Origin of the sequence: Roseivirga sp. 4D4 (assembly GCF_001747095.1) — a bacterium.
Lineage (GTDB): Bacteria > Bacteroidota > Bacteroidia > Cytophagales > Cyclobacteriaceae > Roseivirga.
This window is the reverse complement of the sequence record NZ_MDGP01000001.1, coordinates 3,675,846-3,693,545: the sequence shown is the minus strand read 5'-3', so window position 1 is coordinate 3,693,545 and position 17,700 is coordinate 3,675,846. Positions and strand designations below refer to the sequence as shown.

At 42.5% G+C, this 17,700-nt stretch carries 8 protein-coding genes; all 8 read right to left on the bottom strand.

Annotated features, from left to right (window positions below; all coding sequences use genetic code 11):
* Window position 1 precedes the first annotated feature (1 nt).
* Window positions 2-2,227, bottom strand: a complete 2,226-nt coding sequence (locus BFP97_RS16110; protein WP_069843406.1) for an OmpA family protein — start codon at window positions 2,225-2,227, stop codon at window positions 2-4.
* An 86-nt stretch (window positions 2,228-2,313) separates the two neighbouring features.
* Window positions 2,314-4,623, bottom strand: a complete 2,310-nt coding sequence (locus BFP97_RS16105) for a patatin-like phospholipase family protein (RefSeq protein ID WP_069843405.1) — start codon at window positions 4,621-4,623, stop codon at window positions 2,314-2,316.
* A 64-nt stretch (window positions 4,624-4,687) separates the two neighbouring features.
* Window positions 4,688-5,980, bottom strand: coding sequence for a peptidoglycan DD-metalloendopeptidase family protein (locus BFP97_RS16100; protein ID WP_069843404.1), 1,293 nt, complete (start codon window positions 5,978-5,980; stop codon window positions 4,688-4,690).
* Between the two features lie 73 nt (window positions 5,981-6,053).
* Entirely contained in the window at window positions 6,054-8,249 is a 2,196-nt protein-coding gene (locus BFP97_RS16095) for a heavy metal translocating P-type ATPase (protein WP_170827489.1), read from the bottom strand.
* A 7-nt stretch (window positions 8,250-8,256) separates the two neighbouring features.
* The gene (locus BFP97_RS16090; RefSeq protein ID WP_139135339.1) at window positions 8,257-10,683 is read right to left on the bottom strand and encodes a thioredoxin family protein; all 2,427 of its coding nucleotides are present in this window, start codon (window positions 10,681-10,683) and stop codon (window positions 8,257-8,259) included.
* A gap of 61 nt (window positions 10,684-10,744) precedes the next feature.
* A complete protein-coding gene (locus BFP97_RS16085; RefSeq protein ID WP_069844353.1) occupies window positions 10,745-12,121 on the bottom strand; it encodes a dipeptidase in 1,377 nt (458 codons plus the stop codon).
* A 76-nt stretch (window positions 12,122-12,197) separates the two neighbouring features.
* The gene (locus BFP97_RS16080; protein ID WP_170827487.1) at window positions 12,198-12,950 is read right to left on the bottom strand and encodes a TlpA family protein disulfide reductase; all 753 of its coding nucleotides are present in this window, start codon (window positions 12,948-12,950) and stop codon (window positions 12,198-12,200) included.
* 13 nt (window positions 12,951-12,963) lie between these two features.
* Window positions 12,964-17,643, bottom strand: a complete 4,680-nt coding sequence (locus tag BFP97_RS16075) for a hypothetical protein (RefSeq protein WP_069843401.1) — start codon at window positions 17,641-17,643, stop codon at window positions 12,964-12,966.
* Window positions 17,644-17,700: the final 57 nt, after the last annotated feature.

The window sequence follows — 17,700 nt, the reverse complement described above, 5'->3', positions numbered from 1 at the left end:
ATTACTCCAACTCTATTATTTGAAATTCTACCCTTCTATTGAATGCCCGACCCGCTCGGGTTCTGTTAGAGGCAATTGGTGATGACTCCCCGACCCACTTTATCCGCAGGCGTTTGGGGTCTATACCCAAAGTAGTCACTCCCTTTTTCACAGCTTGTACCCTCCTTCGTGATAGGTTTATATTGTACTCATCCGTACCATAGGAATCGGTGTGACCAACAAGTTCAACAATAGCATTCGGGTAGTCATTCATGAATTCAACCAAAGTTCTGATCTCAGTCCAGGACTCCTTTTTGAGCACGGCCAGATCAAAATCAAAGAATACATTCCGGATAATGAAGTATTGTTTTGGTGCCGCTCTTACTATCTGAGGCTGCGCATCCAGCGTTGGGGCTTGTATATCACTCAATATGGCATTGGGGCTCAGTTCAGGCAGACCCAATTCTCTGCGCTGAGCATTTAGTACTTCAAAAGTATCTCTCTTCAATTCTGGAAGTGCCAAAGTAATGGCAACAGCTCTGACAACATCTTCAGGCACTTCAATCGGTCTACCTGCCTCAAGTTGTGTACTATCTATATCAAGCCTATCTAAATTGACTGCATAGATATTCAAATCAGAAACATCCAAAAGATCGATGGTGGAGCCGACTGGTATAAATCCAGGAATTACGGCCTTATAGCTATAAATTTCATCCGCTGGTAATTCAATACAGTAATTACCTCCCAGATCTGTTCTCACGCGACCTACTTCCACGCCATCTCTTAATCGAGAAAACACCACTTCAGAGTCTAATGGCTCCCTAGTTTCCGGATCTACAATCTTGCCACAAAGTGTAACTAATCTGAGCTGTCTCGTCACTAAAGGAAGTGTAAGTGAGTGGATATCGAGGTCATTCCCTTCAACTTCTCGGCAGAAATAACCAAATGAACCATCCTTTGGTAAGAACAGGAACATATCGTCCTCCTCCGAATTGATCACTGGTCCCAAATTCTCCGGTTCGGTCCAACTTTGCCAGGAGTTGTCGAGTCTTCTGGTCATAAAAAGGTCTTTCCGACCATAACCACTATGTCCATTAGAAGAGAAGATCAATGTCTTTTTATCCGGCATTAGAAACGGCCCTTCTTCCTCCCCAGCTGTATTCAAGGTTTCTCCCATGTGGATCGGCTCTGTCCAGAGTCCATCTCTTTGCAAGAAGCTAACATACAAGTCTCGTAGCCCTTCGGTGCCCCGACCTTCTTCCGAAATGATCAGTACTTCACTATCTGTCGTTAACCAGAAGTTCACGTTTTCATGCACGTTGAGGTCATTGTAAATCCTCATATTTTGAGGATAGGTCCAGGTGGTTTTATTCAGCCTTCGGCTTTTAGAAATTCCATAGTTCATACGACCTGAGAGGTATTCATTTCCTAATACAATATACTCTTCGTCTTCCTGAAGAAAGCCACTAATAAAATTGGGGTCAAGATTGTTGAGGGGCTCTCCAATGTTAAGGCCAAGACTCCAATCTTGCGTGATATTATCGAAATCCGAGTACCAGATATCTTCCAGGTCATCCAGGCCACCTACATTGTTTTGATGCCCTCTGCGGCTGTAATAAAGCGTCTTGCCATCCTTTGTCAAAAGAGGTTTGATTTCACGCTTATCACTATTAATCAAGTCATTTAGTCGATAAACCTGAAGCTTAGTATTGATATCAGGCATCAAGTTGATCCTAGCTTCAATAGGTTCCTTATCATTCGATATTCCTATACAGTCAATGTCAGAAAAGCCATCGATAGCCGAGCCTTCCATAACCAGCTTCACGGATTTGACATTGTAGGTAGTCTTTTCAAAGAAGATCCGGAACATTCTGTATTGCTCTCTTACAGGACCAGGTTGCTGTTCGAAAACCAAGTATTCCTTACCATCAGGGTCGTAGGCATATACTTTTGAAATAGATCCAGGATTGTAAGTTTCACCAATGGCAATTTGCTCTATTGGCATGGGTAAATCGAACTCGACTTTAATGTACTCAGTAGTATTGGGCTTATAGGGTCGCCAGGCGTTCGGGTTATCGCCACCGCTTGGCAGAATATTAGGCTTGTCAAGGGCCTGTCTTGACGAGTGGCCCAACTCGGTAAACTCAGACGATACTTCAGCCACCCTCGAAGCCCACTGCACAGTGGTCTGCGCTGATGCTCCAAGCGTTAAAATGAATAAGAAAAGTAGTGTAAAATATTGCCTCATAGGTGAAGCGTCTGCTAACGCAATTCAATAATAATTAAAAATCCGCATTTCAGTTGATTCTAAGCAATGATTGAGGCAAAATCATGTTATTCGTATGATTTTCGGTTAAATATAAGATAACCAAATGACAACATCAGTCCAAACTGGACATTGTTATTCTCAATATAATTCAATCTGAGAGACAAAGGGCCAGGTGGCGTATTATAGATCAGCGCGGCCATTCCCTGAAAAGATGGGGTCTCAAATCCATCATTCAAAACGGCCTGTTGACTTGGGTTAGTAGTAATGCTTTTAAACGAACTGAACGCATACAACTCAAACCTGAAGTCTAGCTTCTTTCGAATATTCAGAATGTGTTTCATTCCAAGTGCTATATACCCAGGCGCTATATAGTTCTCTAGAAAGTAGGTCTGCGAGTCAAAAAGAGGCCCGAATGAGGGCAGGTAAAGCAGAGTACTCCTATAGTTGTCAAGTGCATTAATACTGGAGTATTCACTCTGGAATACCCAGCCAAAGGTGTACTTTTTTGATACCTCTGTATATTCATCAAACGCTACTTTGAAGGAAAACCATCTTCTATCATTTGACGTGGGTGTCAAGTTATTGGGGTCATAAAGAACCGAAGTGGTTCCAGATCGATAGTCAGAAGACCCGTTGAAATACTTCATTGAAGCGTAAAAGCGAGTCCCTATAGTGGGGAACTGTTTTTTATTCAAGCTATTCCTTTCATATGCCAACTCAGCATTAAATGCGGTAAGCTCCAGTTCGTCTAGAAAATCAGTGGAAGATAGCCCCGTAATGTTAGCAAATTCATCTGAGTTTCTAATCCCATTGACACTGGCTGTTACAACACTTCTTTGACCCAAACCCATCCCCGCAGTGAGCCCTACCTTACGGTCTATTCGGTTGAGAATAACAGGTTCAGCCGATCGATCAAACACGTCTTCAGTACTTAAATAGTCCCAATGATTAAAAGTAAATGCAGGCTCAATAAAGAAGCGATTCTTCGGGTTGATATTGAACCTTGTCGCTAGACTAACGCCTTCATAAAAGCGTCCAGTGGATAGCCTTACCTTGTATGTATTGAGCTTTTTTCGAAAGGAATTTAGCGTCATTCCCAGTTGCAAAGTGCTGACTTGCCTTGTTGAAAGATTACCACCAAAATCCAGAGAAAGTGCATTCTTTGCGGTTGGCTTTAAATAGAGTTCGATCACATAATGCTCAGCATTATCATCATAAGCGAAGGTGGGATAAACGTTTTTGAAATAAGGCTCGGAGACCAGTTGAAAATAGGCTTCTCTGATTTCCTCCAGAGATTTTGACCCCTCTTCAAAATCAATCAGTTTCCGAACAAAACCCTCCTGTTGCTTATCGAAACCAAACAATCGGAGAGCTCCAAAATTATAGTCTTCAAGCCCTGCTTTAAACTTGGCTCTTCTGTTTGCTATTGAGGTATTTGCCCCAATATTCAACTTTGCTTTTAGTTTTTCAATCTGCTCCTGGGCAGCCTCATATCCAGCATCAACAAAAAACTCTGCCTTATCAAAATCAGTCGCGCTAAATTGAAAGACCTGAGGCTCGATATAGACATTATTTTCACCCAGTAGAGTCGAGTCTGTCTTGTCGAGGAACATGTATAATAAAGCATCACTTATAAGCTCCTCATCCTCATCAAAAGGATATTCAGAGCTCTTTTTTGTGGCTACATTAGAACCAATGATTAGATCGGGGGCGAAATCATTCTCCATGATATCTACGGGAAAGTTGTCATAAATCCCGCCATCAAACAGGTACTTGTTCTGATACTTAATAGGCCTGTAAAAGAGCGGTACCGCCATAGACGATCTAACCGCCTGCATTAATGACCCGGTGTCAATCGCGATCGTTTCCTGGGTAAAAACTTCTGCCGCTACAGCCCGATAAGGGATCAGCAGCTTATCAAAATCAAAATTGGCATGCTGAGCCGCTTGTGTCAGATACTCATTGAGCACAAAATTGAGCACAATGTCATTGGCCAAAGGTGTATTAATCGTTGGGCCATTATCTGGGTTTAACAAGAGATCAAGAGACAACCAAGAGGCGTTGTCCTCTGATTTTGTGTAGTTATACTGATACTTCTCAGTCGAAGTGCCATTGATCCAATTTTGAAAAGAAGGATTGAGCACCAAGGCTTCGATTTCTGCAGGACTATAACCTGCCGCATAAAAGGCACCTACAACAGCTCCCATTGATGTACCGACAATGTAGTCAATCGGAATATCGTTTTCCTCCAGGGCCTTGATCACACCAATGTGGGCTATTCCCTTGGCTCCTCCTCCACTGAGGACCAAGCCAACACTCTGCCCAACTGAGCTAAAGCAAAATGTGATTAGGAAAAAGGAGATAAGGAGTCTCATCCATTCGAATAAACGAAAAAAAAGCAGGACGAATGCCCTGCGTCAAATTATGTTTTCTTAAAGATTACTCGTTGCTGGCCGAAATGGTCTTATCGGCCCAAGTGGTCGGAATATCGTCCAGTCTCTTATTGGTTAATTCAGCGGCAACTTCAAAGAGAAGCAATTCATCACCTTTCAATGGTTTTTCAGCAGGTAGCTTTTGTGTTAAAAAATCAACTTGTTTACCATTTTTCCAGAACCTAAAACACAAGTGTGGACCGGTCACATACCCTGTGGCTCCCACGTAACCAATAATATCTCCTTTCCTGACACGCTGTCCTTTTTTAAACTTTCCGAACTTACTCATATGCAAGTAGCCAGTAGTGTAAGTACCATTGTGTTTAATCTTAATATAGTTGCCATTTGGTTTCGTGAAGGCACGAGCTACAATTACGCCATCACTTGCCGCTTTGATGGGAGTTCCTACACCTGCTGCAAAATCAGTTCCTAAATGTGGCTGACTACGTCCGTACATCTTTAGATACCTACTTCTGCTATATCTGGAGGAAATTCTGGAAAACTCTACTGGCCATCTCAAAAATGCCTTTTGAACACTTTCTCCATTTTCATCAAAGAAATCTACCCCGTTGCCATCATCATAGCTATAGGCCATATAGGTATTCTTCATATGATTGAACTCTGCACCAATGATATTACCAATACCTACCGATTGCCCATCAACCATTCTGTCTTCATAGATGAGTTTAAACCAATCTCCTTTACGCAGCATTTTCATTTCAATCTGCCATCCGTAGACATCTGCCATAGCACTTACAAGTGCAGCAGAGCCTCCTTCTGATCTAATAGAATGATCCAGCGTTTCCGTAATGACACCAGCCATTGTACGTTCAACAATTTCTACTTTACGCTCTTCTTTGAAAACGGCTAGTGAATCTGTCAACTGATAGACCACATATTCTACCTCGTTTGGCTCATAGATAAAGTATGCCGCTTTTTTCTTATTGAGTGAGTCGGTATTATAGAAAATGCTATACCTTCTTTTCGGCACAAAATTCCTTACACTAAAGACCTTTTTTGAAATCTTGTCCATCGTGTAGATATCCTGGCGACTGATGTTATAAGGCAGTAAGATATCTGCAAAAGTCTGATTACGCTTTATTCTACCCTCTTCGATGTCAAATAGCTCGACTGGAATACCAAACTTAAACAGGGGTTCTTCCTCAAAAAATTCCTCGGCAAGTTCTTCAGGGAAGACCTCGCTTTCATCGAGTACTAGTTTGGGTTTAGAAATGAAATAGACTGTAACAATTATAGCTACAATACATACCGCAGCTAATGCGGTTAAGCGTTTGTTCATGGACTAATTTTTGCCTTTAAACGCTAAAATAACACATTTTAGGTGTAATTGGTTGAAAAAAATTTGAGAGGTACTATTTGATCGCTTTTAACCTAAGGCTATTTAGCACTACACTTAATGATGAAAAGGCCATGGCTGCACCAGCAATCATAGGGTTAAGCATGAATCCGTTGACGGGAATTAAGACACCAGCAGCTATTGGAATGGCAATCATATTGTAGACAAAAGCCCAGAAAAGGTTCTGATTCATTGTTTGGACGGTCTGAGCAGATATTTTTATCAAATCAGCGATTTTACCAAGATCGCCTGCCATTAATGTAACATCCGCACTCTCCATGGCAATATCTGTTCCTGTACTCATCGCAATGCTTAGGTCGGCTTGAGCCAAGGCTGGCGCATCATTGATGCCATCGCCAGCAAAGCCGGTGATACCGATTTTTTGTCCTGCTTCAACAACCCTCGCCTTGTCAGCGGGCATCAATCCGGCCTGATAACGATCGATTCCTACCGCGTAAGCAACACTGGCTACCGCTGATTCATGATCCCCTGATAGGATTTCTACAATCACTCCCTTTTTCTGTAGATCGGATATTATCCCTATCGAGCTACTCTTCAATGTATCTTTTAAGCCAAATACTGCTTTCGGCTCACCATCTCGCCAAAAGAGCACGATAGAGTAACCTTTTGCTTTGTAGGCTTCTACTAATTGAAATTGTTCAGATGATAACTTCTTAACACTGGTTTTATCAAGACCGGAAACTTCAAAATTGACTCCGTCTAATGCCGTACTCAAACCAACACCAGGCAAGGTTTTGACATTGGCTATTTGAAACGGAAAGAGTTGATAAGTATCATTCAGGTAATCAACGATCGCTTGGGCAATGGGGTGATTAGAACTTGACTCGATCCCATTTAGAATACTTAATAGCTCAAGTTTCTCCTCATCTGGGAAAAATAGTTGAGATGCCACGACTTCCAATTTGCCTTTGGAAATTGTGCCTGTCTTATCAAGAAAGAGCCTCTCAAGACGTCTCGCCTTTTCTAGCGCAACCGCATTCTTGATCAAGATTCCTCTGGAAGCGGCCTTACCAATACCCACCATCAAAGCTGTAGGCGTGGCCAAACCCAAGGCGCAAGGACAGGCGATGATTAAAACATTAAAGGTATTTACAAAGGCCAGGGTGAGTGATGAATCCGGAACTAAGAAATACCAGATACAGAATGTCGCTACAGCCAACAACAAAACGATCGGTATAAAAACACCTGCGATCTTATCCGCTAGTTTCTGTGCTGGTGCTTTCGAGCCCATCGCTTCACTCACCATTTTAATGATTTGGCCCAGAATGGTTTCAGCACCTAATTTCTCCGCACTAATCTTAAGTGTTCCGGTTTGGTTAAATGTTCCGGCTTTTACAGCATCCTCTTCAGTCTTATCGACAGGTACCGGTTCACCAGTTAGCATACTCTCATCAATGGTTGAAAGACCTTCGATAACCATCCCATCCACAGGAATTCTTTCTCCTGCTTTGATCAAAAGTATGTCCCCAAAAACGACCTCCTCTATCTTGACGGTCTTTTGCTGATTGCCTTCAAGCTTGGTGACCGTTTTAACGTTCAGGCTATACAGCTTCTCAATGGCAGAGGATGTCTTGCTTTTGGCACGCTCTTCCAGATATTTGCCGAGCAGAATAAAACTCACAATCACGGCAGCGGACTCATAATAGACATGTGCTGCCTGACCCTGATCAGTCAACCATTCTGGGAAGATGGTCACTACCAGACTAAATAGAAATGCAGCTCCGGTGCCTGTAGCAATCAGTGTGTCCATATTGACACTGAGTCTGGCCAGTTGTCTTATCGCGCTACCGTAAAACCGAAGACCTGACCAAAATAGTACCGGTAGTGTTAAGACCAAAAGCACATAATTCTTGTAGGCAAAGGGGCCTATAAACATGGAAAGCACTACTATGATGGCTGTAATAGGAAGCGCCAGATATAATTGCTTTTTGAGCTGGGTTAGGTCGGAATCTTTGGCTTTAGCATCACTTCCTTCCAGAAGAAGGTCATAACCCGACTTTCTTACGGCTTTTTTCAGATTTGACAGCTTGACCTGCTCAGAGAGACTGATAAGAACGGTATTTGTCGCATAATTAACTTCGGCTGAAGCTACACCTGCTTGTTTGTTAAGCGTTTTCTCAATGCTAGTGGCACAGGCAGCACAGGTCATTCCCTTAACGGGCAATGTATAGGTTTGCCGCTGTTCACTCATCTTAATGTCATTGTCGCCTATTGAATTCCTCCTTAGCCACATCTAAAAATTTGACGAAACTTTCAACGCTAGGATCATAGGCTTTCGGAGTTACTAAAGGTTGCTCGTTGTTGTCGAGCAATACGTAATAAGGTTGTGCATTGCCATTGAACTTGACAATCTGAAAATCAAAATTCTGCTTTCCGATCGTCTTTTTGACTTTTCCATCAAAAGTTGAAGTGTACCATTCTGACTCAGGTAATTCGGTCTTATCATCGACATAAATGGCTACCACCACAAAGTCTTCATTGAGGCGTTTCAATACTTCAGGGTCTGACCAAACATATTGTTCCATCTTACGGCAATTCACACAGCCATGACCAGTGAAATCAATAAACAGCGGTTTTCCGACTTCTTTCGCGAAGGCAATTGCCTGATCATAGTCAAAGAATCCTTTAAGCCCATGTGGCAATTCAAGAAAATCCGCATGCCTAACTTCTCCATCAAAACCGTCTGGCGTGACATCATGCTTTTCCTCAGGTTCAACCAAGCCTAATGCCTGCTGAAATGAAAAGTCCGTGGTCTTTTCTGGTGGAAGGTAGCCTGCCAAAGCCGTAAGTGGTGCATTGCCAAAACCTTGAAAAAGATATACCGCAAAGGCAATACTGCTGATGGCAACAACAAGCGCAATAGGTTTAATGCGTTGGCCTTTTGAATCGTGAGGAAATCGAATGACCCCGAATAGGTACAATGCCAATAGAATGGCCAATACAAACCAAATGGCGATATAAACCTCTCTATCTAGAAGGCCCCAGTGGTACGCCTGATCCGCTACACTCAAGAACTTGAAGCCCAAGGCGATTTCAATGAAGCCCAGTACCACTTTTACTGAATTGAGCCAGCCACCAGACTTTGGTAAATCCTTCAAAAGCCCTGGGAAGAATGCGAATAATGTAAATGGAATCGCGAATGCCGAAGAAAATCCAAGCATGCCCACTACAGGCTTGATAACCTCACCCTGAAAGGACTGAATTAAAACCGTTCCAACTATTGGACCTGTGCAGGAAAAGGAAACTAACACAAGGGTAAAGGCCATAAAGAAAACACCCAGAAACCCGCCCTTCTCTGCCTTTTTATCCATCCTATTGACGAAACTAGTTGGTAGATTAATCTCAAAATAGCCAAAAAAGGAAATGGCAAAAATCACAAATACCAAGAAGAATATGATGTTTGCTACCGCACCGGTTGCCAGATCATTAGCTAAGCCTACTCCAAAGAAACTGGTGAAAATTAGTCCGATCAATATGTAGATAGCAATAATAGAAATGCCATAACTCAGCGCTTTAACCTTGGCTTGGGATCTTGACTGGGAATTATTGGTAAAGAAGGCCACCGTCATGGGTATCATTGGAAATACGCATGGCGTCAACAAAGCGGCCAAACCGAACAAAAATGCAGCAATAAAGAAGCCCCAAAGTGAAGCTCCTCCATCGGCTTCTAAAAGATCGCTGTAGTCACCGGTAGGAGCTTGATCCTCCCCGTAAACCTTCTTGAAATCAAATTGTAAGTCTGCTGTGCCAAGCACACACGATAAGGTAATATCAGAACAGGTTTGGTAAGATACTTCACCCCTAACATCCAGATTGGGTTGAAGTACTTTTATCTTCTGCCTAAACTCTGCATAGTCATTGAAATAGCTGACATCCATTCCAAATGTCTCATCATATTTCTGTTTAGGGTCTATTGGTATCAAATCACCAATCACTTCGAAAGTAGAGCTGGGCTCAAAAGAGATTTCCGTGGAAATCGGGCCACCTTCTTCATTATCGCTTGAGTATAAGTACCAGTCCGCGTCAATTTTAGCTTTCAAAATAAGCTCGATTACATCGCCAGTCTTCACATCGCTTTGAGATGTCTCAAAAGTCCATTTCGCATGATTCTGAATTCCAGAACTACCGGGTCCCGGCCTTTGATTCCCACCCCCGTCAACAACCTTTATAAAGTTAAAATCAACGTCTTGAAACCCAGGAATACAAAGACCTGTTAAGTCTGTACAAGTCTGAAAGGACAGTTCACCGCGCAGGTTTAAGTCATTCTTTAAAACTCTGATACGTTGCCTAAACTCCGCAGTACCTTCAAAATAGGTCACGTCAGCTTCCCAAATCTTATCAAATTTCTTTTTGGCATCAATCGGTATGAGATCGCCAATCAGCTCGAATGAAAGGCTGTCTTCAAAGACGATTTCGGTTGGCATAGGCCCTACGTCTTCACCAATGTCACTTGAATAGAGGTACCAGTCATCAATGATCCTCACATTGAAAATCAATTCGATTTCATCTCCTACCTTTACCTCTTTTTTGGAGGCGTCAAAAGACCATTCGGTAGTTTTCCTCAACTGAGCTGAGGCACTGAAACTCACGAAGAGGACAATTAATAAGATGAGCGACTTTTTCATAGGCTTTTTACAGAACGAATTCAATGATGTTTTGATTCAATACACTTCATTGAAATTCACCCTACTTCATTTCAGCATAATTCTGATAGAATAGTGGGATAGTCTCTATCCCCTTATAATAGTTAAATAAGCCATAGTGCTCGTTTGGTGAATGAATCGCATCTGAATCCAAGCCGAAGCCCATTAACACTGTTTTAGCGCCCAAAATTTGCTCAAAGAGCGCAACAATCGGGATACTGCCTCCTCCTCTAAACGGAACAGGCTCCTTGCCAAAAGTCGCTTCCATGGCCTTGGCAGCAGCCAGATAAGCCGGAGAATCTGTCGGAGTCACCGCAGGCTGACCACCGTGATGAGGAGTCACCTTGACACTCACCGACTTTGGTGCTATACTTTTAAAATGCTCTTCAAACAGCTTCGTGATTTTTTCAGGATCCTGATTAGGAACCAATCTCATAGAAATCTTTGCATGGGCCTTGGAAGGAATCACCGTTTTGGCCCCCTCCCCAGTATAACCACCCCAAATGCCGTTGACATCCAAAGTTGGACGAATGGAAGTACGTTCCATTGAATTATAACCTGACTCTCCTTCAATATCACTCAGTCCAATTGAGCTCTTAAATTCTTCCAAGTTGAATGGTGCTCGAGCTAGCGCGGCTCTTTCTACAGAAGTCAACTCCACTACATCATTGTAAAAACCGAGGACATTGATCCGTTGATTTTCGTCCTTGAGAGAAGCGATCATTTCTGAAAGGATATTGATCGGATTGGGTACTGCACCTCCATATAGACCCGAATGTAAATCCCTATTGGGGCCAGTGACTTCCACTTCGACATAACTCAGCCCCCTAAGGCCTACGGTGATGGATGGAACATCATTCGCGATGATTCCTGTATCAGAAACTAATACGATGTCAGCCTCTAATTTCTCTTTATTATCCGCCAAGAAGTCTTCCAAATTATCCGATCCGACTTCTTCTTCACCTTCAATAATAAATTTCACATTACAGCCGAGCGTATTGGTGGCCATCATTGCTTCAAAGGCTTTGATGTGCATATACATTTGACCTTTATCATCACATGCACCCCGGGCAAAAATGGCGCCATCAGGATGAAGTGCCGTTTCCTTAATTACCGGCTCGAAAGGTGGTGAATCCCACAGTTCATAAGGGTCCGCTGGTTGAACATCATAATGACCATAAACTAAAACAGTCGGTGCCGATGGATCAACCATCTTTTCACCATAAACGATTGGATGCCCACCTGTTTCACAAATTTCTACGTTATCGGCTCCAGCAGAGATCAGTTTTTCTTCCAGAAAACTTGCCGCTTTTCGGACATCATCTTTGAACTTACTATCGGCACTTACTGAGGGGATCCTCAACAAATCCAACAGCTCATCTAGAAATCGATCTTTATTATTGGTGATGTAGTCGTTAATCTGGCTCATGCATTTCTATTTGCAGCAATTTAATCCAAAAGCTTCAAAATGCAGGGCTGCCCATCAGAAACTATGCTCACTTCAATAAATCCTTGATCTGTTTTTTCAGTGTCTTCTTCAGATTACTGGAGTAACCTGTTTGTGAAAAGATCACTTTACCTTCAGTATCAATAATGAGATGAGTCGGGTAGGCGTAAACGTCATAGTCATTGGCAATAGATCTGCCTTCTGGAATAATTCGATAATCAAATTTCTCCTTGGTTAAAAACTCTTTGATGGATGAGGCATTGTCAAGCGCAACAGCCAAAAAGACGATGTCTTCTCCCTTATATTCTTCCACCAACTCATTTAGTTCTGGCATTTCCATAATGCAAGGTTTGCAGCCAATAAACCAAAAATTAAGGATGACGAGTTTTCCTTGGAAGTCGCTTAACTTCAAAGCTTCACCAGAAAGATCCACTGTTTCGATCTCTGGTGAAGGCTTATTCAATAGAGGATCTTCACTATTCCTACGATTGTATTGCCTTCTTTTCTGTTCAATTTTTACTTGATCCTCTTCCTTCTCGAATACAATGGCCTTTAACTTCCAAGTTCCTTCCTTTACCCCGAAGAAACTTATCTTCAATTCAGGCTTAAACATGTAATCTGAGAGGTTCTTACTCTTAATAGCCGTGCCGTCATAAAGAAACGCAGGCGCTGTGAGCTTTATCGGTCCTTCAAAAGCTGTCATAGGAATTCGAACAAGCCCATCGTCTAAGAAGTCATACTCTTGGGCATAACTCATAGAGGTGAGTGAAAACATTAAGAGGAATAGGATGTACTTCTTCATGATTGCTTCTCGACTAGAAACCGTCCCCTTCGATGGTAGTCTTCTTCTTAAGGGACTGATTAGAATCATTGGCCATTACTAAACGGTAAGGTTCATCAATACCATAATATAGCTTTTTAAAGTCAATGGCCCATCGGGTAATCTCTTCGATCGTGGTCATATACACTTTGAAAGACCCTATTTTGGTCTTGCCGTTATTGCTATTCATCACCGTGGCATTATATAGCTCATTAGAAGAGAAAGAACCAAAGCTGAAACCATCATAATTGAAGTGATACCATGTGCCATCCGTCATCTCTAAAAGTACGGTGATAATGTCTCCTTCTGGAGTCTTTCTTATTTCTATGAAACCATCGAGTTCCATATTTAGATCGATATTTGAAACGTTGGAAACGCCTATTTTTCCTACACTATAGAAAGCTTTGCTCTGTTTAGACCATTTCAAATGAACATTTGAAATCACCAGGTCCTTGATCAATTCGCCTGTCTCGGTTGCCGCGGCCAAAGGAATAGGAACCGTCTCATAGCTTCTGTCCCAAGCGATCGTTGCGTCATTACCGATAAATTCCGCCACACGATAAATCATATCGGACCGATCTTGATGCGCACGAGGCACACCCAGTTGCTCACCCATTTCCTTGAGGTTTTGTCCCATGGCGGCCAGACCCTCCATGGGCAAGCCAAATGAGAAAGTCATGGTGGCGTCTAATTCATAGTTAGCTGAATCAAGATTGCCTGAACCCTTACCCGCTGCTTGAATATTTTGATTTCGCTCTCCCGAGAGGAAATTGAGTTTGCCCTCAAAGCTTACATCTTGAGTATACTCATTATAAGAGAACATGCTTCCGGCTAGATAGATATCGGGGCTTTGAGATTTCTGTGGATTTTCAATGCGATAAGCTTCTTCATCTGCATCATAGAACAGATTGCCTCCCCTTGGCACAAAGAAATCGTCATCTCCCGGATCACGTTTCTCCGTGATAAAAGACATGTAAGGCTCTTGTTTGGCATCGAAATGAATCCCTGCATTCAAAGGTAGTCCATCACTGGTCAAGGCTTGGTCAAAGGGAATGATTACCTCCTCGATGTCATCATCAGAAGCATATTCAATCCAGATATTTCGCTCTTTGATTTTTGCCAATTCCAACTTAACGGCTCCTTCCAGTTTAAGTGCCTTCTTGTAGGCAAACATGGTCACCTCTCCCTGATAAATGAAGCCTGGAGAAATCCGAATGTTACTTGCTGGGCTTACAACACCACTAGACATAGTATGTGGACCGTGTACCTCGTCATTCTCCACAAAACGGAATTGATCAAATTCAATCGCGAAAGTGTCTTGTACGGTCACCAATTCATAGGTGCCTCTACCTCTAAAACTGGTTCTGGAAAGAATTTCAATCTCAGCATTAAAAAGTCTGTGGTAAGCATTGGCTGTATCAATTAGGATCACAGCATTCTCTAACTTCTCAATTCTCGAGTTCTCCAGAATGGTCAACTCACTGCCTTCCGGTGTAATCTTTGCATCCGCCACTTTGATGAAAGGGATACCCTTTACATTGAGTTCTTTTTTGGCAATATCATAGAAGCCATCGGTTCCACTAAAGGCCAAGGAATCTAGGCGTTTGTTGGTGGAATAAAAGAAGGATTGCTCAATCGGTACATCTTCTGGCTTGCTCATCGTCACCATGTTGCCCTTTACATCCCATATGGCAGATGGAATGGATGTTTTGAACTGCGCCAGAGGAAATTCGAGTGCTGCTGTTCCTGCAACTTCAGGACCAATATTGGCTAACTCATTGGCTACGTCAAAATCGACACGAGCATCCGTGGTACTCAGAATAGGCTTTCTGGAATTAGGAGCCTTCAAGGTAAGGCTCGAATGTGCTGCGATAAATGACTTATTCTGAAAGGCCATCGAGTCGGACATCAGTTTAGCGCCATCTATGTCCATCTCTCCCTTACCATAGAGCCCTGCTTTCCGCAAGGTCATTTCTCCTTTCAATTGTGCCTTTTTATCGAAAATCTGGAAGGGTTTATTGATGTCTAGATTGGTTAAAACCATACTGTCTCTTTTGGTCAGCCAATTCATATTATAAGCCTCTACTTCCATTGAAGGATAAGAAACAGTATCTACAAAGCCTTCTTGCAAAACCGCTTTTATTCCTTTTGGAGCAACCAATGAGTCTAAGAATAGTGTGGATAACTCTGTATCAAATGAGCCAGTCAGATAGTCCATTTGGCCTGGAGTTGTAATCCCTTGCTTATCCAATTTCACCTCCCCAAACAATCGGCCTCCTGTTCGGTACAGGTTATAACCACTGTCAGGAATCGCGTGTACAAAACCAAAGCTCTTATCAGGCATAAGCCTTAAGCCTTCTTCAAAGTCTGGAAGCATACCATCCGTAGAAAAAACACCCTGAAATTCGTATTTGGAGGGGTCCTCATCAGCTACACTATCGATCTCAAAAGGCGGAATATCAAAGTAAACGGTGCTATCATAGGCGCCTTTAAGTACATCGTCTCCACCAAAATAGACATTAGCACTTTCGAAAGAAGTGAAGATTGGATACTCTGGTAATGACCTCAAACCCGTTTTATTATCAGGTTCATTGATTTGAATTTTACCTGATGTACTTACCAATTGGTTGCTGAGTGCCTCTCGTCTACCTTCAGCGACTTCTACCTGTAACCTAATGAAGTCGATCTTTTCCATGTCCACATAGAAGCTATCGTACTTAAACTTGAAGCCGTAGCCGTTGAATTGGAAATTTCCTGCGTCTAAAGCCCCATTGAATTCAATATCTCTATTCTTCAAAATCTTGATTTGACCATCATTAGGGGCAATAACTACATCCAATGAATCACTGACTAAGAAGCGCTGAACGCCTCTGACGGTCAACACTGAATCCTTAAAATTCAACGTAGCATTAGGGGCATTTCCGATAATTGACGGGATAAGAATGTCATCGTAATAAGGGTTTTTACTACCCGATTCCTCATAGTGATAACCCTTTTCCAAAACCTCAACACGGCCACTGGTTCTGTCATACTTGACCATACCACGCGCCATCAAAAGCTCCATCGTTTTCTTTACTAGACCTTCATCGAGATTCTTATCTCTCGCCATTTGGCTCGTATAAAAAGAACCTCCATAAGTTTTGGCCATATTCACCGCCATGATCAGCGGATGAAAGCTGAAAATCTGGGCCATATCCTGAAATTTCTGATTACTGTAGAAGTCCTTTGATTCAATCATCAAGGGGACATCAGCTCGTGCTGAGTTGATCGTGAGATCCAAAGAATCAGCATTGAGATCCCAGGTAAGCATATCGCCAGAAATGTCAACATTATAAAAGGATGAGCGAAATGGTGTGGTCTTATATCCCTGCACACTCGTCTCGACTTCCATCAAGTCGGCCTTATAGTCATATGTGAATTCTATCGCTGGATGAAAAATCGAATCTCCTTCATGATAGATGGTGAGTTCGGCATCCTCCGAAGTTAAAATGGAGTCTTCAACATTAAATACGAAGTCTTTGCTCCTGGACCTAAACCTCATTTTACCATCTAGTGTCCCAATAACCGTAGAAGTCTCTTCGTAGGCCGATCGAGAATAAAAGTTAGGGCCTTCATAAGTGATCCCCCCAGTAAACGTCAGTTTCTCCGAGCCCAATCCCTTGATGGGCGTATCCGCGTTGTATGATGTAAACCTTGGATAGGTACCTCGTTCAGTTCGTGATGGTCTTATGTTGAGGCTTAGTTCTCCTTCAACAGGTGCCTTTATCTTTTCAGGCTGACTGAAGAGTACATTTTCGAACTTAAACTCACGCTGGTTAATGCCAAACTCGTAGTTACTCAATCGAGCTTTCATCTGTTCTGGAGCCATGCCCAGGTTTGACCAGTCTACAATACCATCCTGACCGCGAAACACCTTTTTATCAAAAAGGAAATAGCCTTCGGCACCAGTGATTTCAAAAGTATCTTGACTACTGGCAAATACCAGATCTCCTTTTTTTAGGTGGATGACCGCGCCCATTTCCGGGTACATCTCTGGTAGGGCATCATTCATTTTATCAGTAGGAGGCGGCTCGGGTTCATTGTATTCACCTCTGGCCCTGGCCTTCAATTCCTCTACCGAAACAGATTTGGCAGCTGTATAAACAATTTCTTGTGGCTGATCAAAACTCTCTTCATTATAGAGCACTTCATAAGAGGCATTCTTCAATGTGATCGATTGATAACGATCTTTGTAAATGGCCTTTTCAGCCATAAAGGTGTGTAGTGTTTCTATATAGGATTGAATCTTTACACGATCATATTGCTCAGTTGCTTTTCGCATGGCATAGGTCAGATCTTTCATCCCCTGCTGATCAAAGTTATGCTCTTCTTTCGCGAGCTGAAGAATTTCCAGAAACTCTCTCAAATCATAGCGTACACGTATGTTAAGACTATCAAGCTTTCTCAAGCCTATCAATAGGTCTTTCTTCATCTCTGTTGAAAAACCACTGTTCTGATAGTTTTGAATAAAGAAGGCGTACTGAGGCGGAAACTTAGCGGGGTCGTCCGCTTTTATGATTGCTTCAATATCAGGGCTAAGCGGAATGGAGTCAAGGGGACTATTCTGCGCACGTACCAAAGTACTCAGTATAATCAGTGAAAGGAGTGCTATAATTACTCTTTGACCCTTGATCATAAAGTGTTGCTGTCTGTCTTGACCTATTAAATGAACGAAGATTTCGCCAGAATAGTG

Excerpts from the sequence above, each read along its gene's own strand:
- BFP97_RS16075 (WP_069843401.1), bottom strand. The coding sequence starts at position 17,643 with ATGATCAAGGGTCAAAGAGTAATTATAGCACTCCTTTCACTGATTATA.
- BFP97_RS16110 (WP_069843406.1), bottom strand. The coding sequence starts at position 2,227 with ATGAGGCAATATTTTACACTACTTTTCTTATTCATTTTAACGCTTGGA.
- BFP97_RS16080 (WP_170827487.1), bottom strand. The coding sequence starts at position 12,950 with ATGAAGAAGTACATCCTATTCCTCTTAATGTTTTCACTCACCTCTATG.
- BFP97_RS16100 (WP_069843404.1), bottom strand. The coding sequence starts at position 5,980 with ATGAACAAACGCTTAACCGCATTAGCTGCGGTATGTATTGTAGCTATA.
- BFP97_RS16090 (WP_139135339.1), bottom strand. The coding sequence starts at position 10,683 with ATGAAAAAGTCGCTCATCTTATTAATTGTCCTCTTCGTGAGTTTCAGT.
- BFP97_RS16105 (WP_069843405.1), bottom strand. The coding sequence starts at position 4,623 with ATGAGACTCCTTATCTCCTTTTTCCTAATCACATTTTGCTTTAGCTCA.
- BFP97_RS16095 (WP_170827489.1), bottom strand. The coding sequence starts at position 8,249 with ATGAGTGAACAGCGGCAAACCTATACATTGCCCGTTAAGGGAATGACC.